21 protein-coding genes are annotated in these 18,733 nt (G+C 75.4%); 8 read left to right on the top strand and 13 right to left on the bottom strand.

Going from position 1 to position 18,733, the window contains the following annotated elements; all coding sequences use genetic code 11:
- Window positions 1-266: 266 nt before the first annotated feature.
- Entirely contained in the window at window positions 267-1,478 is a 1,212-nt protein-coding gene (locus IE98_RS0139960) for a cytochrome P450 family protein (protein ID WP_030277452.1), read from the bottom strand.
- 44 nt (window positions 1,479-1,522) lie between these two features.
- On the bottom strand, window positions 1,523-2,167 hold the full coding sequence (locus tag IE98_RS0139955; protein ID WP_030277451.1) for a dihydrofolate reductase family protein: 645 nt from the start codon (window positions 2,165-2,167) through the stop codon (window positions 1,523-1,525).
- 183 nt (window positions 2,168-2,350) lie between these two features.
- Here IE98_RS0139955 and IE98_RS0139950 point away from each other — a divergent pair, with 183 nt between their 5' ends.
- Entirely contained in the window at window positions 2,351-2,626 is a 276-nt protein-coding gene (locus IE98_RS0139950) for a hypothetical protein (protein ID WP_052391574.1), read from the top strand.
- A gap of 12 nt (window positions 2,627-2,638) precedes the next feature.
- On the opposite strand, the gene IE98_RS0139945 is transcribed toward IE98_RS0139950, so the two are convergent.
- The 3 genes from IE98_RS0139945 to IE98_RS0139935 all read right to left on the bottom strand — a co-directional run bounded on the left by IE98_RS0139945 (window position 2,639) and on the right by IE98_RS0139935 (window position 4,608).
- The gene (locus IE98_RS0139945) at window positions 2,639-3,550 is read right to left on the bottom strand and encodes an arginase family protein (RefSeq protein WP_052391573.1); all 912 of its coding nucleotides are present in this window, start codon (window positions 3,548-3,550) and stop codon (window positions 2,639-2,641) included.
- Window positions 3,551-3,752: 202 nt separating this feature from the next.
- A complete protein-coding gene (locus IE98_RS0139940) occupies window positions 3,753-4,016 on the bottom strand; it encodes a hypothetical protein (RefSeq protein ID WP_159401225.1) in 264 nt (87 codons plus the stop codon).
- A gap of 34 nt (window positions 4,017-4,050) precedes the next feature.
- Window positions 4,051-4,608 carry a HutD family protein gene (locus tag IE98_RS0139935; RefSeq protein WP_030277446.1) on the bottom strand — a complete coding sequence of 186 codons (558 nt, stop codon included), beginning with the start codon at window positions 4,606-4,608 and terminating at the stop codon, window positions 4,051-4,053.
- A 319-nt stretch (window positions 4,609-4,927) separates the two neighbouring features.
- On the opposite strand from IE98_RS0139935, the gene IE98_RS43880 reads away from it, so the two are divergent.
- Together IE98_RS43880 and IE98_RS48695 are read left to right on the top strand one after the other, a co-directional pair.
- On the top strand, window positions 4,928-5,152 hold the full coding sequence (locus tag IE98_RS43880; RefSeq protein ID WP_043176250.1) for a hypothetical protein: 225 nt from the start codon (window positions 4,928-4,930) through the stop codon (window positions 5,150-5,152).
- Window positions 5,153-5,881: 729 nt separating this feature from the next.
- Complete coding sequence (locus IE98_RS48695; protein WP_030277444.1) at window positions 5,882-6,139, top strand: hypothetical protein; 258 nt, start codon at window positions 5,882-5,884, stop codon at window positions 6,137-6,139.
- Window positions 6,140-6,145: 6 nt separating this feature from the next.
- Here IE98_RS48695 and IE98_RS48690 read toward each other — a convergent pair whose 3' ends face one another.
- The 4 genes from IE98_RS48690 to IE98_RS0139905 all read right to left on the bottom strand — a co-directional run bounded on the left by IE98_RS48690 (window position 6,146) and on the right by IE98_RS0139905 (window position 8,607).
- A complete protein-coding gene (locus IE98_RS48690; protein WP_030277443.1) occupies window positions 6,146-6,856 on the bottom strand; it encodes an RICIN domain-containing protein in 711 nt (236 codons plus the stop codon).
- A 232-nt stretch (window positions 6,857-7,088) separates the two neighbouring features.
- Entirely contained in the window at window positions 7,089-7,451 is a 363-nt protein-coding gene (locus IE98_RS0139915; RefSeq protein ID WP_030277441.1) for an STAS/SEC14 domain-containing protein, read from the bottom strand.
- A 110-nt stretch (window positions 7,452-7,561) separates the two neighbouring features.
- Window positions 7,562-8,137, bottom strand: coding sequence for a GNAT family N-acetyltransferase (locus tag IE98_RS0139910; protein WP_030277439.1), 576 nt, complete (start codon window positions 8,135-8,137; stop codon window positions 7,562-7,564).
- A gap of 53 nt (window positions 8,138-8,190) precedes the next feature.
- Window positions 8,191-8,607, bottom strand: coding sequence for a hypothetical protein (locus IE98_RS0139905; protein WP_030277438.1), 417 nt, complete (start codon window positions 8,605-8,607; stop codon window positions 8,191-8,193).
- A 270-nt stretch (window positions 8,608-8,877) separates the two neighbouring features.
- Here IE98_RS0139905 and IE98_RS0139900 point away from each other — a divergent pair, with 270 nt between their 5' ends.
- The 4 genes from IE98_RS0139900 to IE98_RS0139885 all read left to right on the top strand — a co-directional run bounded on the left by IE98_RS0139900 (window position 8,878) and on the right by IE98_RS0139885 (window position 12,376).
- Window positions 8,878-10,287 (top strand): NAD(P)/FAD-dependent oxidoreductase, encoded by a 1,410-nt coding sequence (locus tag IE98_RS0139900; RefSeq protein ID WP_063749087.1) that lies wholly within the window; start codon window positions 8,878-8,880, stop codon window positions 10,285-10,287.
- Between the two features lie 117 nt (window positions 10,288-10,404).
- Entirely contained in the window at window positions 10,405-11,223 is an 819-nt protein-coding gene (locus tag IE98_RS0139895) for a maleylpyruvate isomerase family mycothiol-dependent enzyme (protein ID WP_052391572.1), read from the top strand.
- A gap of 120 nt (window positions 11,224-11,343) precedes the next feature.
- A complete protein-coding gene (locus IE98_RS0139890; protein ID WP_159401224.1) occupies window positions 11,344-11,586 on the top strand; it encodes a hypothetical protein in 243 nt (80 codons plus the stop codon).
- Window positions 11,587-11,704: 118 nt separating this feature from the next.
- Complete coding sequence (locus IE98_RS0139885) at window positions 11,705-12,376, top strand: lysophospholipid acyltransferase family protein (RefSeq protein ID WP_030277434.1); 672 nt, start codon at window positions 11,705-11,707, stop codon at window positions 12,374-12,376.
- Window positions 12,377-12,612: 236 nt separating this feature from the next.
- On the opposite strand, the gene IE98_RS0139880 is transcribed toward IE98_RS0139885, so the two are convergent.
- The 3 genes from IE98_RS0139880 to IE98_RS0139870 form a co-directional block, all read right to left on the bottom strand.
- Window positions 12,613-13,146: a GNAT family N-acetyltransferase gene (locus IE98_RS0139880; protein ID WP_030277432.1), complete on the bottom strand. Its 534-nt coding sequence runs from the start codon at window positions 13,144-13,146 to the stop codon at window positions 12,613-12,615.
- Window positions 13,147-13,361: 215 nt separating this feature from the next.
- The gene (locus tag IE98_RS0139875; RefSeq protein WP_199923052.1) at window positions 13,362-14,249 is read right to left on the bottom strand and encodes a C1 family peptidase; all 888 of its coding nucleotides are present in this window, start codon (window positions 14,247-14,249) and stop codon (window positions 13,362-13,364) included.
- A gap of 248 nt (window positions 14,250-14,497) precedes the next feature.
- Window positions 14,498-15,205, bottom strand: a complete 708-nt coding sequence (locus tag IE98_RS0139870; protein ID WP_030277428.1) for a TetR/AcrR family transcriptional regulator — start codon at window positions 15,203-15,205, stop codon at window positions 14,498-14,500.
- Window positions 15,206-15,325: 120 nt separating this feature from the next.
- On the opposite strand from IE98_RS0139870, the gene IE98_RS0139865 reads away from it, so the two are divergent.
- Window positions 15,326-16,546: a saccharopine dehydrogenase family protein gene (locus tag IE98_RS0139865; RefSeq protein ID WP_030277426.1), complete on the top strand. Its 1,221-nt coding sequence runs from the start codon at window positions 15,326-15,328 to the stop codon at window positions 16,544-16,546.
- A 33-nt stretch (window positions 16,547-16,579) separates the two neighbouring features.
- Here IE98_RS0139865 and IE98_RS0139860 read toward each other — a convergent pair whose 3' ends face one another.
- The gene (locus IE98_RS0139860) at window positions 16,580-18,547 is read right to left on the bottom strand and encodes an ATP-binding cassette domain-containing protein (RefSeq protein WP_052391571.1); all 1,968 of its coding nucleotides are present in this window, start codon (window positions 18,545-18,547) and stop codon (window positions 16,580-16,582) included.
- Window positions 18,548-18,733: the final 186 nt, after the last annotated feature.

The raw sequence follows: 18,733 nt of genomic DNA, 5'->3' as shown, positions 1-18,733 counted from the left end.
GCCACGGCACGCTCAACTCGGCTACGGGCAGGGGCAGTCGGGGCCGACAGGGCGGTCGGACTGTCGGGCGTCTCACATCAGAGCAGAGCGCCGATGTGACGTCAATTGCTCGAACCGGCCGATGTTCGCGCACTTTTGCGCAGATACGCGCGGGCCGTGCGCGCACAGGGGTCGGGCCGCACCCGGACGGGACGCAGGACCTCGGACAACGGCCGGGGCCGGCGCGGATCGTCCGCGCCGGCCCCGGCCGTGTGTCCCCTCGGATCTCAGAACCGCACCGGCAGCTCCAGCAGCCCGCGGGCCCGCAGCGAGGGACGGTGCCGCAGCTGCGACTCCGTTACGTCCAGCGCCAGTTCGGGGAACCGGCGCAGCAGTGCGGTCAGCGCGACCGAGGTCTCCAGCCGGGCGAGCGGCGCGCCCAGGCAGTAGTGGATGCCGTGGCCGAGGGCGAGGTGGCCGTTCTCCGGCCGGTGCAGGTCGAGCCGGTCCGGCTCCGGGAACTGCTCGGGATCGCGGTTGGCGGAGGCCAGCGCGCACAGCATCGTCTCCCCCGCCGGGACGGTGACGCCGCCGATGACGACGTCCTCGCGCGGGAAGCGGCGGATCGCCAGCGGCGCCGGCCCGTCGTACCGGGCGAACTCCTCCACAGCGGCCGGGACGAGGCTCTCGTCGGCGCGCAGCGCGGCCAGCTGGTCCGGGTGGCGCAGCAGCGCGAGGACGGCGTTGCCGATCAGGTGGACGGTGTTCTCGTAGCCGGCGAAGAGGATCAGGAAGGCCAGCGAGGTGAGTTCGTCCTCGCCGAGCCGGTCCCCCTCGTCGCGGACGGCGATCAGGTCGGAGAGCAGGTCGTCGCCCGGCTCGGCGCGCTTGCGCCCGATCAGCGCGGTGAAGAAGCCGAGCATCGCGGCGACGGCGGCCCGGGCGTCCTGCGGACGGGCCGGGTCGGGGGTGATCAGGGTGTCCGTCCAGGCCCGGAAGTCGCGGCGGTCCTCGGCGGGCACGCCGAGCAGGTCGCAGATCACGGTGATCGGCAGCGGTGCGGCGTAGGCGGTGATCAGGTCGGCCCGGCCGTGCGGGGCCATCGCGTCGAGCAGGGCGTCGGCGATCCGCTCGATCGGGGCGCGCAGGGCGGCGATCCGCCGCGGGGTGAAGGCCCGCGAGACGAGCCGCCGGATCCGGGTGTGGTCCGGCGGGTCCATGTTGAGCAGGTTGGCGTCCAGGGCGGGCGGCAGGGCGAAGCCGCGGTAGTTGCCGGGCGCGGCGTGCTGCTTGTCCAGGGCGAGCCGGGGGTCGGCGAGTGCCTGGCGCACGTCCGCGTACCGGGTGACCAGCCAGACCGGCAGACCGTCCGGCCCGGTGATCCGGTGCACCGGGCCGGCGGCCCGCAGGCGGGCGTATCCGGCGTACGGGTCGGCGATCAGCGCGGCGGCCGGGTCGGCGGAGGGGAGGGCGGAGGGTGCGAGGTCCGGTGCAGTCACCCGGTCAGCCTAGGCCCTCCCCCTGCGGCGGCCGTGACGCCGGGTCAGGCGCGGTTGAACGTCACGTGGGTGACCCCGCTGGGGCTCGCCACCGTCTCGATGCGGAAGCGCTCCTCGATCCCTTCGAGGCCGTCCCAGAGCCGTTCGCCGCGGCCGAGGAGGATCGGCACCACGACGACGTGCAGGTGGTCGACCAGGTCCTCGGCGAGGAAGGCCCGCACGGTGCTCGGCCCGCCGCCGAGCCGGACGTCCAGGCCGCCCGCGGCCTCCTTGGCCTGCTTCAGCACCTCCTGCGGCGACCCGTCGACGAAGTGGAAGGTGGTGCCGCCCTTCATCTCCACCGAGGGGCGGGGGTGGTGGGTCATCACGAAGACCGGGGTGTGGAACGGGGGCTCCTCGCCCCACCAGCCGTTCCACTCGTGGTCCTCCCAGGGGCCGCGCTGCGGACCGAACTTGTTGCGGCCCATGATCTCCGCGCCGATCCCGTCGGCCCAGGTCGAGGCCATGGCGTCGTCCACGCCGAAGTCGCCGCCGTGATTGCTCTGCATCGACCGGAACGCCCTGGTGTTGAAGAACCAGCCGTGCAGCCGGTGGCCGGCGTGGCCGAACGGCGCGTCGAGGGTCTGCCCCTCGCCGGTACCGAAACCGTCGAGCGAGACCGAGAAGTTGTGGACCCGTACCAGCGACACGCGAGGACCTCCGGCAGTCGGCGATCGGGCGCGGCCCCGCCGCACCCGCTCCGACCGAATCTATCGCCGGGGTACGACAGATCCGCGGAGCACCGGACGCCGGGGCGCGGCGCGGGCCGCCCTGGCGGTGAGGGCCGCCCGGGCCGGGATGCGGCACTGCGCCGAACGGGGCAAGGTCGAGGCATGACCGATGTCCTCGTGCTCCTCGAACTGGAACCCTCCACGGAGGTCCTGGACAGCGGCGAGGTCGACGTCGGCGCGCGCATCCGCTGGGTCCATGCCGCCCCCGCCGACCCGCAGGACCCGGAGCGGCCCGCCGCCGCCACGTTCTGCGGCCTCCCCACCGACGACCTCGAACCGGAGCCCTACCGCCCCGCCGCCCCCGGCGACACCTGGTACCCGTCCTCCCAGACCACCCGCCACTGCCTGGACTGCGACCGGGCCCTCACCACGGGCTGAGCACGCCGCCGCCTACGCCGGTGCTCCGGCGAGGGCCCGCACCAGGCCGCCGGTGAGCGTCCGCACCAGGCTGCCGTCGCCGTCGCGCAGCGGGTTGATCTCCGTGACGACCACGGCGGCGAGCTGCGGGGCGCGGGCGAACTCGGCGAGGCAGTCGAGCGCTACGGCCAGCGGCAGACCCTGGTTGAAGTGCGGGAAGTCCGCCAGCGGCAGCTCTGTCGAGTCGATCACGTCCACGTCGAAGTGCAGCAGCAGCCGGGAGCACCGGGTGCCGAGGTCGGTGCGGGCCGCGCGGGCTGCGGCGACCGGGTCGGCTCCCGGGGCGGTCAGCCCGGTGCACGGGTGGGTCCGCAGGCCGTACCGGGCGAGCCGCTCCTGCTCGGCCGGGTTCACCTCGACGGGGTCGTGGCCGAAGGCGGTGACGGCGTCGGCGGTGAGCAGCGGGGTCCGCGGCCCGAGGCCGGCCAGCTCGGGGGCGCCCTCGCCGAGCAGGTGGGCGAGGACCATGGTGTCGAGGATGCCGGAGACGGTGGTGTCGGGCACCGAGAGGTCGACGTCGCCGTCGAAGTAGAGCAGGCCGGTGTCGGGCCGGCGCGCGACCAGGGCGGCGGTGACGCCGAGGGTGATGGTGCAGTCCCCGCCGATCACCAGCGGCAGCGCGCCCTCGTCGAGCAGGGCCCCGACCCGGTCGGCGACGGACCGGGCGACCTCCGTGACCAGCGCGAGGTTCTGCCGGTCGCGGTGCCCGGGGTCGGTGCGGAAGGGCACCGCCGGCAGGTCGCCGTGGTCGCGGACGGCCAGCCCGGCTCCGCGCAGCCCCTCGACCAGGCCGGCCGCCCGGACGGCGGCGGGCGCCTTCTCCTGGCCGGGCCCGTGCGTCCCGGCGCAGGACGGCACGCCCAGCAGGGCGATCTCACGTGGCACGGAACGACCCCTCTCCGGTTCACCGGCCGGGGGCGGGCACCCGGCCGGGTTTCCGGCGAGCGTAGGGCCGGAGGGGCCGCACGACCGCGTCCCACGCCCGGACCGGGCCGGCCTGTCGTCCGTGCAGAGCAGCCCGCGGCGTGCCCAGGCGCGGGCCGGCCCCGGCGGACCACGTCCCGTCGTCCGGGACGGTCCGGGCCGGTCAGTCGTCGGTGCAGAGCAGCATGCCGCGGTCGACCTCGTGCGCGGCCGCACCGGTCAGCAGCACGCCCACGGCCTCGCCCCGTCCGTCGTCCTCGGCGAAGCAGCGGCGGAACCGCTCCACGCCCGCGACCGCGACCGCGACCGGCCGGCTCCCGTCCGGGCCGAGCAGCCAGGCCCGGCCGGTGAGGGCCGTTCCGGCGGGGAGCCGGCCGGTGACGCCGACCCCGCGCCCCGGCAGGGCGTACACGTCCTCGATCCGCATCCGCATGCCCTCCGCCCCCCTCCCCCGGACAGCGCTACTGACGGATCGTCACCACGGCGGTGGCGCCGTCCACCTGGAGCAGGTCGCCGCCGCCGTGCAGCAGCACCGCGTCGTAGCGGTCGAGGTCGAGACCGGCGGAGGCGAGGGCGGCGGTACCGGCGAGGCAGACCACCAGCAGCGTGCCGCCCTCGGGGGCCCGGACCGGGCGCGGGACGTCCGCGATCTCCACCTCGGCGGTCGCGCGGCCGCGCCGGGTCATCACGTTGAAGTCGATCACCGGACCACCCTCCAGCCGGCAGTCCGTGGCCGCGTCCCCGGGAAAGGCGAAGGGCCGGAACGGTTCGGTGAGCGCCTGCTCCGCGCCGGCCACGGTCAGCGTCATGCCCGCGCCCTCGACCAGGGTGATCACCCGGTCGGTGTCCGCGAAGACGGAGAACGGCCCGCCCCGGGCCACGTCGGCCAGGCTGACCCGCCAGTCGAAGTCGGTCATCCCCGCACCGGCCGGTCCGGCCGCGACCTCGCGGGTCACGCCGCCGCCGTTCAGCCACGGCACCGCCGCCCGGTCGGCCGCCCGCAGTACCTCCACCGTCATGCCCCTCGCCCCGTCCCGCTCGCCGGCTCGCTCCGCGGCGATTCTGCCACGCAGCACGGGGCCTGACGCGGCCCGCCGACCGGTGTCGGGCCGGGCCGGCCCTCCCTTCTCCGACGCGGCGTCAGCTCTGTGACCCGGCATGACCTTCGACCGGTCCGACGGGTACCGCACCCCGGTCCGGGCGTGTCCGCGCGCAGGGGACTGCCCCACCGGCCGCCGACGCGCACGCCGAACACGGGGAGATATGAGTCACAGTCGTTCGGTCGGAAATCATGACAAGCTGGGTCGAAGTGATACCGCTCTACCGAGGACATCACCCATGCATCACGGAGCCCACCCCGCTCCCGCTCCTGCCCCCCGTGCCGACGTCGCCCTCGCCCGAGGCTGTACGGAATGCCGTGGATGGGGCAGCGTCATCACCGATTCCGGCCGGCACGAGCTCTGCTCGGCCTGCCAGCTCACCGCGGAGGACGCCCTGCCGGGCGACGAGGACCCCTCCGGGCCGGCCGGTGCCCTGCTCCGCCCGGTCACCCAGACCCTCTGACCGCCCGCGGCCCGGACGGCCCCGCCCGACCGGCCCCCGCCGGCACCACCCCTCCCCCGGGCCGTGGCCCGGGGTGCCCGCCGTGCACCGCGCCCTGACCGCACAGTGCACCGGCGGCGCCGTGCCCCGGACCGCGACCGGGACGAGAGACGCGATCCCTGCCGTCCCGCTCCCGTAGCGCCCGGTCGACGTCCGCCCGTCCGGTTGTGCGCCCCCGCAGCCCGGCCCGTGCTGCTGCCCCGGACCGCGACCGGGACGAGACCCTCCGGCCTCCGCTGCGCCGGGCCCGACGCGATCCCTGCCGTCCCGCTCCCGTAGCGCCCGGTCGACGTCCGCCCGTCCGGTTGTGCGCCCCCGCAGCCCGGCCCGTGCTGCTGCCCCGCCCCGCCGCGCCCGTACCCGGCACACCGTAGGCCCGCCCTCGCACGCGCCCGAGCGACTCGGCCCGGCACGACCGCGCACCCCAGCAGGCCCGGCCCGCGGCGACCGCCGCAGCCCGACAGCCATTCCCCGGTGCGCCGCTCCGCCACCGGGCGCTCTCCGTCCGGCAGGTCGACCGCAGCGAGCACCCGGACACCGGTGGAGCCCACCGTTCCTCCTCCGCCACCGCCCTGCATCGCGCTCCCGGAACCGTACGGCGACCCCGATCCCGGCCAGGTCCGCCCCGGACGAGCGCCGTGCGCCGCGGGTGGGGGTGCCGAGCGGGCGTGCGGGGAGAACAGTGGAGGTATGAGCATCGTCGTTCTGCACGAGCCGATGGCCGACCATCCGGTGCTCCCGCCCGGCGGGGCGGGCGGCACCACGGTGCACGCGGCGCCCACCGACGTCCCGCTGACCCGGACCTTCTGCGGGCAGCAGGCCGAGGGCATGAGCCAGGTGGACATGGAGGCCGCGGGTGCCGCGGCCTGGGGCTCGGCGCCGGAGTCGGCCCGGGTCTGTCCGGAGTGCAACCGGGCGGTGACCGTGGGGCACTGGGACGTCTGCTGACGGACCTCAGGCGGTCAGCCCGTCGGCCGTCCACCAGGCCCGCGGGGTGTCGCAGCTGCCGACGACCGGTGCCGCGGCCGGGCCGCGGTCGGTCAGGCAGCCGCCGCCGTCCGCGCGGATCGTGAAGCGGGCCCGGGAGGGCTGCGGTTCCAGGTGCAGCGGATCGGCACCGGCGACCCGGACGAAGGACCAGATCTGGGCCGGGTCGTCGGCGAGGGCGCGCGCCCGGTCGGACCGCAGGTGGACGGTGCCGTCCGGCTCGGCGGTGAGCAGCAGCGGGCCGTCCGCGTCGTCGCCCGCCAGCAGCGACTGGATCAGCAGCCGCCCGTCCGCGGCCGGGCGGACCAGCCACTCCTGCGCGTCGACGGGTGCGACGGGCGCGGTGCGGACCCCGGTGCCGTCGGCGGCCCGCGAGTCCTCCGCCGCACCGGCGACCGCCGCCTGCAGCCGCAGTCCGCTGCGGTGGGCGGTGAGCACCCCGAGCCCGCGGTCGGGCAGCACCGCACCGGCGGGACGGTCCGCCCGGAGCGGCGGTGCCGCCTCGACCGAGCGGTGCCCCGGGTCCTCCGACCTGAGGACGACCGCCGCGGTGTCGTTCGAGGGACCGGCCGCGGAGGCGGCGGTGGGGCCCGCGAGCGGGCCGCCGAGCAGCACGCCGGGAACGAGCGCCAACGCGGCGGTGGCCTTGGCGGCGCTGAGGGCGGGTCGGTAGGACAAGGTGGGGAACCCCCGTGACGGTGGTGACGCCGGCCCGGCCTCGACGGGCGGTCTCCCACCGGCCCGGGAGGCTGCGGACGGCCCTGGTCGGGACGGGACTGGTGGCACTGCCCCTCGCTCGGTCTGGGGCTCTGGTGCCCGGCGGCCTGTCTCGCCCCACCAACGAGCGGCCGCCTGCGAAGTCACGCCGACACCCGGTCCTCCCCGAGGTACTCCCAGGGCAGCGGCCCGGTCAGTCGCCGCCCTGCACCCGGGCGACGGCGTCGGCGCGCCGCGCGAGCGGGAAGGTCTTCATCGCGCCGGGCGTCATCCAGCCGAAGAGCGTGGTCAGGTGCGTCATCCACTCGACGTCGGTGACCGGCGCGATGCGCTTCCACGCCCGCAGGTGCTCGACGCCCGTCCTCAGGTCCTGCCACAGCGCACCGCCGGTCATCCCGTGGAACTCGGGGACGACGATGACGAAGCGGACCTCGCCGGCCTCGGCGGCCCGGGTCAGCGCGGGCAGCAGCACGTCACGGTAGTCCTCGGCGGACAGGGTGCCCCCGGTCTCGAACCCGATCACGCCCTCGGGCAGGTCGTCCAACTGCTGGATCACCGCGCCTCCCGGAACCGCCCGGCGGGACCCGGCCGGGGCCCGCCCCGAGCACCACACCGGGTCCGCGCCCCGGGCCGGGCACGTCCTCGGCGGCGGAGAGCGCGGCGGGGTCAGGCGTGGGCGCCGGGCCAGGGGCCGGGGACGGCGACGACGGGCTTCTCGGCGGTCTCGGTGGTGGCGATCCGGAAGCCCGCCGCCCGGTAGGTCCGCAGGGCGGCGGGCCCGTCCAGCGAGCAGGTGTTGACGGTGACCGTGGCGGTCGGCGGCAGGCCGGGGTGCCGGTCGGCGAGGTCCCAGGCGCGGGCGAGTCCGACGCCGAGCAGGTGACGGCCGAGTCCGCGGCCGATGAACCGCGGCAGCAGTCCGAAGTAGGCGACCTCGACCCGGCCGTCCCCGCGCGGCTCCAGCTGCACGTACCCGGCGGGGGTGCCCGCGACGTACGCGACCCAGGTCTCCACGCCCTCGCGGTCCAGCCACTCCTGCCACTGCCGGTGGCTCCAGGGCAGCCGGTCCGTCCAGGTCCACGGGCCGCCGACGGCGGTGTAGAGGAAGCGGGCGAACTCCGGACCGGTCTCCTCGGCCCGGAGGACCTCCAGCGGGGCGTTCTCCGGTGCGGGGGCCTCCACCAGGTCGTCCCGGGAGTACTGCTCCAGGTACCAGGTGGTGACGGTGGTCGTCTCGCTCATGGCGCCCAGGTTCTCACGGCGCCGGTGCCGCCCCGGGAGCGGGTGCGGGCCGCTCAGGGGGTCTCGCGCCGCTCCCGCATCTCGGCCTCGGCGATGTGGTCCCGGCCGGGTGCCAGCGCCTCGCGGACCTGCCGCTCCGCGTCGACGAAGGCCCGGTGGTACCCGTCGTCGTAGGTCTCGACGACCTGGAAGGTCCACATGCCCGGCAGCACGTCGCGCCCCTGCACCTCGCGGGCCACCAGGTCGGCCCACTCCTCGTGCCCGGCCTCCCTCAGCGCGGTCACGGCGCGTCCGACGATCCGGTCGGCGCCACCGGTCAGCTGGTGGAAGTCGTAGAGCCGGCCCCGGGCCCGTTCGGTCATCTCCAACGCCTCGGAGAGGAGTCCGAGGGCCTTCACCGTCCCGTCGTCCATGGCCGCGGGGCGGTCGTGCCGCCGCTCCGGCGGCTGCTGCTGCGCGTCGTCGCTCATGGTCGTCCCTCCGGCGGGCCGGCGGCGGTGCACCCGGTCCCCTCCAGCTTCCCCGGGCGGGCGGGAGGCCCGCCACCGCCGTGCGGAGACCCCGGTCCGGACGGCGGCGCTCCGGGCGCGCGGGCCTGCGCCCGAGATCGGCAACCGGTCGTCGAGCGGGGTCGGCAATCGGTCGTCAATCGGTCGTCAATCGGCCCCGGGCAGAGTGGTTCGGTCGGGGACGGCCGGCCCGGTCGAGGGCGGCCGCCCGGCCCGGGACAGGGGGACGCCATGCAGGACGGGGACGGGACGGGACGGGGCCACGCGGTCGTCGCGGGGGCGGGGATCGGCGGGCTGCTGGCCGCGCGGGTGCTGAGCGAGCGCTTCGCCCGGGTCACGGTCGTCGACCGGGACGCGCTGCCGGAGGGCGGCGGGCCGCGCCGCGGGGTGCCGCAGAGCCACCACGCCCACGGGATGCTGTCGAAGGGCTTCGAGGTCCTGCAGGACCTCTTCCCCGGCCTGCGCGAGGACCTGGTCGGACGGGGCGCGCTCGTCCGGGACGTCCAGGCCGACGTGAACTGGTTCAACGACGGGCGGCGGCTGCTGCGGGCGCCGTCCGGGATCCCGTGCCTGATGGTGAGCCGCCCGGAGCTGGAGCGCTACCTCCGCTCGCGGGTCGCGGCGCTGCCGGGCGTGGAGATCCAGCAGCGGACGGAGGTCCTCGAACCGATCGCCGACCCGGCGGCCGGCCGGATCACCGGCGTGCGGCTGCTGCGGGTCAACGCCGAGCCGGAGGTGCTCGCGGCGGACCTGGTTGTCGACGCCACCGGGCGCAGCAACCGCGGCGCCACCTGGCTGCGGACGCTCGGCTACGCACCGGCGCCGGAGGAGCGGGTCGACTCCGGCCTGGTGTACGTCTCGCGGGAGTACCGGCGCCGCCCGGGCGACGCGGACGCGGACGCCTTCGTCGTCGGCGCCTCCGCGGACGCGCCGCGCGGCGGCGTGGCGCTCAGCGGCGAGGGCGACCGCTGGCTGGTCACGCTGTTCGGCATGAACGGCGACGTCCCGCCGGTGGACCCGGAGGGCTACCACCGCTTCGCCCGGCGGCTGCCCGTCCCCGACCTGCACCGGCTGCTGGAGCGTCTGGAGCCGCTCACCGCCCCGCGGCTGATGCGCAGCCCGGTGTCGATCCGCCGCCGCTACGAGCGTCTGGAGCGCTTCCCCGAGGGCTACCTCGTCCTCGCCGACGCACTCTGCCAGTTCAACCCGACCTACGGTCAGGGCATGACGGTGGCGGCCTGCGAGGCGGCGGCGCTGCGGGAGTGCCTGGCCGAGCCGTCCGGCGAGGCGCTGGCCCGGCGGTTCTTCCGGCGGGCCGCCGCGATCACCGACGTGGCCTGGGACATGTCGGTCGGCGGCGACCTGCGGTTCCCGTTCGTGGACGGCCGCCGCACGCCGCGGGTCCGGCTGCTGAACCGGTACGTCGCCCGGATCCACCGGGCCGCCGAGGCCGACGCCGGGGTGGGCCGGGCCTTCCTCGCCGTCGCCAACCTGGAGGAGCCGCCGCAGCGGCTGCTGGCCCCGGCGGTGCTCGCCCGCGTGGTCCGGCCCGCACGGCCGGCGCGGGCCGCCCGGCTGCGGGCCGTCCCGTCCGCCGGGCCGGACCGCGGCGCGGAGCAGCCGGAACGCGCGGCCTCCTGACCGCGTCACGGGTCTGCGCCGTTCGAGTGAACCCGGGCAGCGCCGGGTCCGGACGCCGACGGGTCCGGACGCCGGGGGTCTGGACAGCGGTGCGGGAGTCGGTCACCCTTCACCACCATGACCCTCCCGCTCCCCCCGCACTCCCCCGACGCCGTGCGCACCCGGCTGTTCGACGCGATCACCTCGGTCGGTGACGAGGCGGTGGCCCTGCTCGCCGGCCGCGACGGCGGCACGCCGATCCCCGGTGCCGAGTGGACGGTGGCCGAGGCCGCGGCCCACCTGGCGATGGCCAACGAGTTGATGGCCGCGCTGGCCGCCGGCGAGGAACGGCGGTACGGGGACGGCACCCCGGGGTCGCTGGCGGCGGCGAACGCGGCCTCGCTGGCCGAGCGGCCGGAGCGGGACCTCGCCGTGCTCGGGGCCGAGATCGCCGCCCGGGCACGGGAGTTCACCGCCGCGGCCGGCCCGCGCGCGGGCAGCGACCCGGTGGTCACCCCGCTCGGTCCGATGGACCTGGACACCCTCGGCGCCTACCTGCTGACCCACATGCTGGGCCACCTCTACGACGTCGCGGTCGCCCTCGGGCGGCCGCACCCGATCGACCGCGGACGGGTCGGGCTGACGATGCCGTTCCTGCGGACGGCCATGCCGCGCGTCGTCGATCCCCGCTCCGCGGCCGGCCACGACGCCTGCTACCGGCTGCGGATCCGCGGCGGCGACGGCTTCGCGGTGACCTTCACGGACGGCGCCGCCGTGGTGAGCGACCGGCCGCCGCGCCGCCCCGACTGCACGATCTCGACCGAGCCGGTGGCGTTCTTCCTGATCGCCCTCGGCCGGTACACCGCCACCACCGCCCTCGCCCGCGGCAAGGTGCTGGCCTGGGGCCGGCGGCCGTGGCTGGCCCCGGCCTTCCCCGGCCTGTTCGCCGCCCCCTGAGAGGACCGGTCGGCGCCCTCGGGCACGCCCGGGCCCGGCGGTGTGGGAGGATCCGCTCCCCGGCGCACGCCGGGCGACGAGGAGGGGACGGTCCGGGTGAGCACGTTCCGGGTGTCATGCGTGGTTGCGGTGTGGCTGGTGGTGTTCCTCCAGGCGGTACCGGCGCTGGCCCGCGGCCGCGCTCCGCGCTGGTTCGGCGGCCGGGTGGGCTCCCCGCGGTTGTGGGCCCTGGGCGCGGTGGTGACGGCCGTCGGCTGCACGCTCGGTCTGCTGACACCGGTGTGGTGGCCCGGACCGGCGACGGTCCTCCTCGGTCTCGCCATCGGTGAGTGGGGCAGCCGCGCCGGCCGCGGCCGGGCCTGAACCCGGCACCGCGGCGGGCCGCACCCGGACGGGGTTGAGTACCGCTACTCAGGCGGTCGGCGGCGGCGCTCCGCGACGATGACGGCACCACCCCGCCGAAGGCAACGAAGGAACACCCATGCTCAGCCGGATCGCCAGCGCGCTGGTGCCCGTCCTCGGCCGTCTGTCCGTCAGTTCCGAGGCCGCGGGCCCGGTCGCCCCGGGCAGCATCGTCGCGGCCAACCACAGCTCGCTCGCCGACCCCGGGGTGGTGCTGGCCGCCCTGCACCGGCTGGGCACCGAGCCGGTCGTGATGGCCACGGCCGGGCTGTGGCGTGTCCCGGTGCTCGGCCGGGTGCTGCGCGGCGGCGGCCACATCCCCGTCCACCGCGGGACGGCCCGGGCCGCCGCCGCCCTGGACCTCGCGGCGGAGGCGCTCGCGGACGGCCGGGTCGTGCTGATCTACGGCGAGGGCGGCCTGCCGAAGCACCGTGACCCGCGCGACGCCGAACCCGGCGCCTTCCGCACCGGCGTCGCCCGCCTGGCGGCGGCGAGCGGCGCCCCGGTCGTCCCGCTCGGCCAGTGCGGTGCCCGCCGGTTGAGCTCGGGCAGCACCGCCAAGCAGCTCGCCGGATTCGCCACCGCCCCGCTGCGGCGCCCCGCCCTGCACGTCCACCTCGGCACGCCGCTCCACCTGGGCGGCGACATCGCCGAGGCCACGGCCGCCGCCCACCGGGCCGTCACCGCGGCCTGGCGCACCGCCGAACAGCGGCTGCCCGGCGCCGCGGACGACCGCCCCGGTCGCCGCTGACGCCCCGGAGGCACAGCCCCACCGGGCTGCCGTCCTCGTCCGTGCCGGCTTCGCAGCGGACGACGCGGTGGACATCTCTCACGGTGGTACGCGGCGTCACGCGCGAAGACGGCCTCGCGGAGACCGTCCGGCGCGGCCCGCTCGCTCGCCCGCCACGGCGTGACGTACCGCCGTCCACTCGCTCCCCCGGCGGCGACCGTGGCGTGGGCCGGCGACGGCCGAGGCGCGGCGGTGCGTCACCAGACGTCCCCCTCGCGCCAGTCGGCGACCAGCTCGCCGGACACGTCGACCGGGACGGCGAGCGGCAGGACGTAGATGCCGTCGTCCTCCTCGGCGGTGCGGCGGATGCCGTCCGGGGTGAGGGCGTATGTACGGCCCCGCCAGGGCTGCCAGCCGTGCGCGGTGTAGAACGGGACGGCGGTGTCGGTGCTGCCGAGTGCCGCCAGTTCGTAGGCCCCGCGGGCGATCCGGACGAGTTCGGCCAGCATCGCGGAGCCGATGCCCTCGCGCTGCCGGTCGGCGCGGACGGCGACGCCCTCCACGTACCCCGTCCGCAGCGCCCGCCCGCCGTGCAGCAGCCGGCGCTGGACGATCGCCGCGTGGCCCACGAGCTCGCCGCCGTCCCGGACCAGCGTGTGCAGCCCGCCCAGGCAGTGCTCCCAGTCCTCTTCCGTCATGTCCGGCGCGAACACCTCGTCCAGCAACCTGCGGGCCGCCGCGAGCGTGCCGCTGTCCAGGTCCGCGGTGTGGGCGACGTGCACGGTCGGCATGGCCCCATCCTGGCACGCCGGCGACCGGAACCGGGGCGTCGGACGGCCGCGCAACTCCGTCCTTGCGCTCGAACAGCTTCGAGGAGACCCCGGAGCAGACTCCGCACCGGGGGCGCAGCGCTCACCCGCCGGAAGGTACAGCGAGGCCCCGGCCGGGAGCTGGAAGTCAGCTCTCCGGCCGGGGACCTTCGCCGTCTGCACGTCGGTGCTGTTGCCTAGGCGTCGAACTTCCCGGTCTCCAGGTATTCCTGGCTGACCATCACCCAGAAGTCCTCCGCCTGACCCTGCAGAACGTACTGGTAGGGCAGGTAGCCGTACCCGGAGTCGCCCCAGTCACTGCCCCAGGAATTGCGGATGACGAAGGCCCCGGTGGTGGTGCTTCCGTCCAGCGGGTTCGTCACCGCCCGGTTGTCGTCGTAGCCGACCACCACCACGGCGTGTCCCCCCAGGACGGATTCGGTGGCGGTAGGGAACGGGATGTTCCCGTTGGAGGCGTTCAGAATGCTCGAGTACACCGTGAATCCGAACATGGACGGGATTCCGGAAGCAGCGTGCGCCTTGATGTCCGCGAGGAGGTCGTTGGCCGGCGTACCGGGCGGATCCAAGCGGTAGTAGGTCAGCGCCTGGTAGTTGCTGGCGAATGCGTACTGGAAGGCCGCGGGCTCGGATTCGTACGCGGAGACGTCGTAGGGCCAGTACTTCTCCGGGGGTGCGCCGAACAGTGCGATCGCACCCATGGTGGAACGGAGGTAGGCACCCGTGTCACCGGTCCACTGGAGGAAGTCGCGGGTCGCCTTGTAGATGAAGAGGCGCGACGCGGGCATGTAGTTCCCGTGGGCCCGGATCTCGAAATACTCGAGAATGCCGGAAGCCGCATTCGCCGTGCATGAACCCAGCGCACCCTGGTCCACGATCGGCGAACAGAACGGACGCAGGTCGACGCTGTTCGGCTGGGCCCCCACCGCCATCTTGAGGACGCCGGTCCGTTCGACGAGTCCGGGGATCCCATTGGTGTTCTTGGTGTAGTCGCGAATGTCCGGGCGGTCCGGGAGCCATCCCATGCCCTTTTCGCCGACAATATTCTTCGAGGTGATTGTTTCCACTTTGGACGGTCCAACTCTCCTGAGGGGCGGGCGGTACAGGACCGATGAATACCCCCCTACGGACCACGCCTCGCAGGGTCGGCCGCCATGTCACCCGAAGGCACCAGTTCGGACATCCGGACCCCAGGGACATCGACCGCGTCATGTAAGTACGCATACGATTCGAACTCGGGAAGCATTTGCGCCACCGGTGAAGTGTTGCGCATTTGACTATGCGTCCCCTTTTTGCGAGCGCCCTCGACCGCCCGTCAACACCTGCACGTGGCGAGTTGGTGTTCGGCGCTGTCGAGGAGCATGTCCAGGGCGACCGGGTAGGCGCTGTCGGCCATGCGGGCGGCGAGGAGGCCGGCGGTGGCGGCGATGTGGGGGTGGGTGTCGGCGGGGAGCCGGGCGTAGGTGGACTCCCACATCCGTTCGTCGGCGGTGCGGGCCTCGGCGGGGAGGGCGAGCGAGGCGGCGTCCAGTGCGGCGAAGGCGAGGGCCTGGTCGATGAAGGCGTGGTAGACGCGGACGGCCGCCGGGTCGGGGAAGCCGGCGCCCCGCAGGATGCCGAGGATCGTCTCGTCGGCGGCGATCTCGCGGTCCCGGCCGGTGACCCTGCTGGCGGTGAGCGCGGCGGCCTGCGGGTGGTCGAGGTAGGAGCGGTGGATGCGCAGGCCGAGGTCGCGCAGGTCGTCCCGCCAGCGGCCGCCGGCCCGCCAGCCGGCCAGGGCCCGTCCGATCAGTTCGTCGCCGATGGCGAGGGTCAGCTCGTCCATGCCCCGGAAGTACCGGTAGAGGGCGCTCGGGTCGCAGCCGAGGGCGAGGCCCAGGCGGCGGGCGGTGAGGCCGCTGCCGCCGTGCTCGCGCAGCATCCGCAGGGCGGTCCCCACGATGAGCTCCTCGGAGAGGACGGCGCCCTGCTTGGTCGGGCGCCGCCTGCGGCGCTCCGACTCGGACACGACCTTCTTCGGCACGGCACTGCTCCCCTCGGACGGCTGCGCCGCCGAGCTTATGCCAACGCCATTGACCTTGCGCGACCGCCCGGAGTTTCCTTCCGACAGGCGGGAACCCGCCGGGGAAGGAAGAGTTCTGCCATGCGAGTACTGCTTGTGGGAGCCGGCGGCGTCGGCACCGCCGTCACCCGGATCGCGGCCCGCCGCCCGTTCTTCGACCACATGGTCGTCGCCGACTACGACCCCGCCCGGGCGGAGGCCGCCGTCGCCGCGCTCGGCGAGGCCGGCAGCAGGTTCAGCGCCCGGCAGGTGGATGCCTCCGACGAGGCCGCCGTCCGCGCCCTGCTGGCCGAGCACGACTGCGACGTCCTGCTCAACGCCACCGACCCGCGGTTCGTGATGCCGCTCTTCGAGGCCGCGCTCGCGGCGGGTGTGCACTATGTCGACATGGCGATGTCGCTGTCGCGCCCGCACCCGGAGCGGCCCTACGAGCTGTGCGGGGTGAAGCTCGGCGACGCCCAGTTCGAACGCGCCGGGCAGTGGGAGAAGGCCGGGCGGCTGGCCCTGGTGGGCATGGGCGTCGAGCCCGGGCTCTCGGACGTCTTCGCCCGGTACGCCGCGGACGAGCTCTTCGACGAGATCGAGGAGATCGGCATCCGCGACGGCGCCAACCTCACCGTCGAGGGCTACGACTTCGCCCCGTCCTTCAGCATCTGGACGACCATCGAGGAGTGCCTCAACCCGCCGGTGGTGTACGAGGCCGACCGCGGCTGGTTCACCACCGCGCCGTTCAGCGAGCCCGAGGTGTTCGACTTCCCGGAGGGCATCGGCCCGGTGGAGTGCGTCAACGTCGAGCACGAGGAGGTGCTGCTGGTGCCGCGCTGGGTCGACGCCAAGCGGGTCACCTTCAAGTACGGCCTCGGCGACGACTTCATCGACAAGCTGAAGACGCTGCACGCACTCGGGCTGGACAGCACCGAGCCGGTCACCGTGGGCAGCGACCTCGGCCCTGCGAAGGTCTCCCCGCGCGACGTGGTCGCCGCCGTCCTGCCCAACCCGGCCGACCTCGGCGAGCGGATGCACGGCAAGACCTGCGCCGGCACCTGGGTCAAGGGCACCAAGGACGGCCGGCCTCGCGAGGTGTACCTGTACCACGTGGTCGACAACCAGTGGTCGATGCGCGAGTACGGCTCGCAGGCGGTGGTCTGGCAGACGGCGATCAACCCGGTCGTCGCCCTGGAGCTGATCGCCACCGGCGCCTGGTCCGGCCCCGGCGTGCTCGGCCCCGAGGCGCTGCCCGCGCAGCCGTTCCTCGACCTGCTCACCGCGTACGGCTCGCCGTGGGGCCTGCGCGAGGGCTGACCCCACGGCGGCGGCACCGCCGCGCGACCCGTCTCAGGGGACGGGATCGGCGGCGGGCCGCGGAGCCGGGACGGTCCGGTCCCGCTGCAGGTCCAGGAGCTCGCGGAACAGCCCGTCCGGCTGCTCCGCGAGCTCCGTCCAGGTGCCGGTCTGCACCACCCGGCCGCGGTCCATCACCACCACCCGGTCGGCGACCCTCGCGTTGGCGATGTTGTGGGTGACCAGCAGCGTGATCCGCTCCGGCGCGTACGCGCGCAGGGCGTGCAGGATGCGGTGCTCGGCGCGCGGGTCGAGGTCGGAGGTCGGCTCGTCGAGGATCAGCAGGCCGGGGTTGAGGGCCGTCCGGTAGAGCGCGCGGGCGACGGCCGCCCGCTGCCAGCCGCCGCCGGACAGCTCGGCCCCGCCCAGCCAGCCCTGGGCGAGCAGGGTGCCCCAGCCCGAGCGGAGCCGGGTGACCACCTCGTCGAAGCCCGTCCGGGCGGCGGCCCGACGCACCTCGGCCATCCGGTCGCCCCCGCCGTGGCCGAGGTGGACGTTCTCGGCGGCCCGCAGCGGCCAGCGGGCGAACTCCTGCGGCACCCGGGCCACCCTGGTCCACATCCCCTCGGCGTCCAGCCGCTCGACCGGCACACCGTCCCAGGCGATCCGGCCGGACTGCGGCAGGTAGAGCCCGGCCAGCAGCTTGAGCAGGGTCGACTTGCCGCTGCCGTTCTGCCCGATGACCGCCACCACCTCGCCGCGCCGCAGCGTCATGCTGACCCCGTCCAGCGCCGGCTCCTGCTGGTCGCCGGGGTAGGTGTAGGAGACGTCCTCGACCTCCACCACGGCGGGTGCGCCGGGCACCACGTCGCCGCGGCGGATCCGGTGGCCGCCCGCCTCGTCGAGGAAGGTGAAGAAGTCGTCCAGGTACAGACCGGTGCGGTAGAGCCGGGCCCCGTTGCCGACCATGCCCTGGACGCCGGTGGAGGCGGTGCGCAGCGCGAACGCCGCGCCGCCCGCCGCGGCCAGGCCGATCCGGCCGGAGGCGACCAGGTACAGCAGCGCGCCCCAGATCAGTGCGCTGCCCGCGCCGCTGCCGACGGCGGCCACCAGGGACACCCGGGCCGCCTGCCTCGCGGCCCGGTCGGTGGCGGCCGCGATGCGCCCCTCGGCCTCCCGGTAGGTGGCCATCATGAACGGGGTGACCTGGTCCGAGCGGACCTGGTCGGCCCGCAGCTTGTCGATCAGGAACCAGCGGTAGATCCGCAGCGCCTGCCGCTCCTCGTTGGTGGTGACGGCGGCCAGGTAGTGGATCCGGGCGGTGCGGACGGCGGCGACACCGCTCGGCACCGAGCCGAGCAGCAGGAAGGGCACCAGCCACGGGTGCAGGGTCGCGAGAACGCCGGCCGCGGAGACCAGGGACACCGTCGAGGCGATCAGGTCCTGGGCGTTGGAGAGCAGGTCCGGCGTGGTGGCGGCGCCGCGGTCCGCCGACTCCCACTGCTCGTTGTAGGCGGGTTCGTCGTAGGCCTTCAGCTCGGCGGCGCAGCCGGCCGCGATCAGCGCGAGGTCGGCCTCCCGGTTGACCCGCGGCGAGACCCGGGCGGCCAGCGCGGCGACCGCGATGCCGAGCACCGCGTGCAGGCCGGCGGAGCCCGCGAGCAGCGTCAACGACGGCGCGGCGTCCCGGAGACGGGCGTCCACCGGGCCGGGGACGAGCAGCGCGCCCAGGGTCCGGGCGGTGGCGAACAGCGCCAGCGCCCCGAACACGCCGGAGAGCAGTTGGCAGACCAGGAGGCCGGCCGTCGCCGAGCGGTCGGCGGCCCAGGCCAGCGCCATGGCGCGGCGGACGAGTTGGGGCATCCTGCGGATCATCGCCGCGGTGGACATGGTCGTCCCGGCGGCGATCCGCCGGTCGCCGGGGAAGCGGGCGCGGATCTGCTCGTCGCGCGGCCGGTCCTCCTCCGTCGGCGGGACGGTTCGGGCGGGCGGGTCGTCGGGGGTCACGCTCGGCTCGGACATGCTGCTCCTCGGGTCGGCGGGTCGGGCTGCCGGTCTGCCGGTCTGCCGGTCTGGTGCTGCCGGTCTGGTGCTGCCGTGCGGGGTGGGGCGTGCGGGGTGTGCGGGGTCGGGCGTGCGGAGGCATGCGGACGGGCCGCCGATGGGCGGCACGCTGCGGCGGGGGCCGGGTTACGGCGGGGGGGGGGG

Origin of the sequence: Streptomyces sp. NRRL B-24484, assembly GCF_000717715.1 — a bacterium.
Lineage (GTDB): Bacteria > Actinomycetota > Actinomycetes > Streptomycetales > Streptomycetaceae > Kitasatospora.
This window is presented reverse-complemented; position numbering and strand designations above follow the sequence as displayed.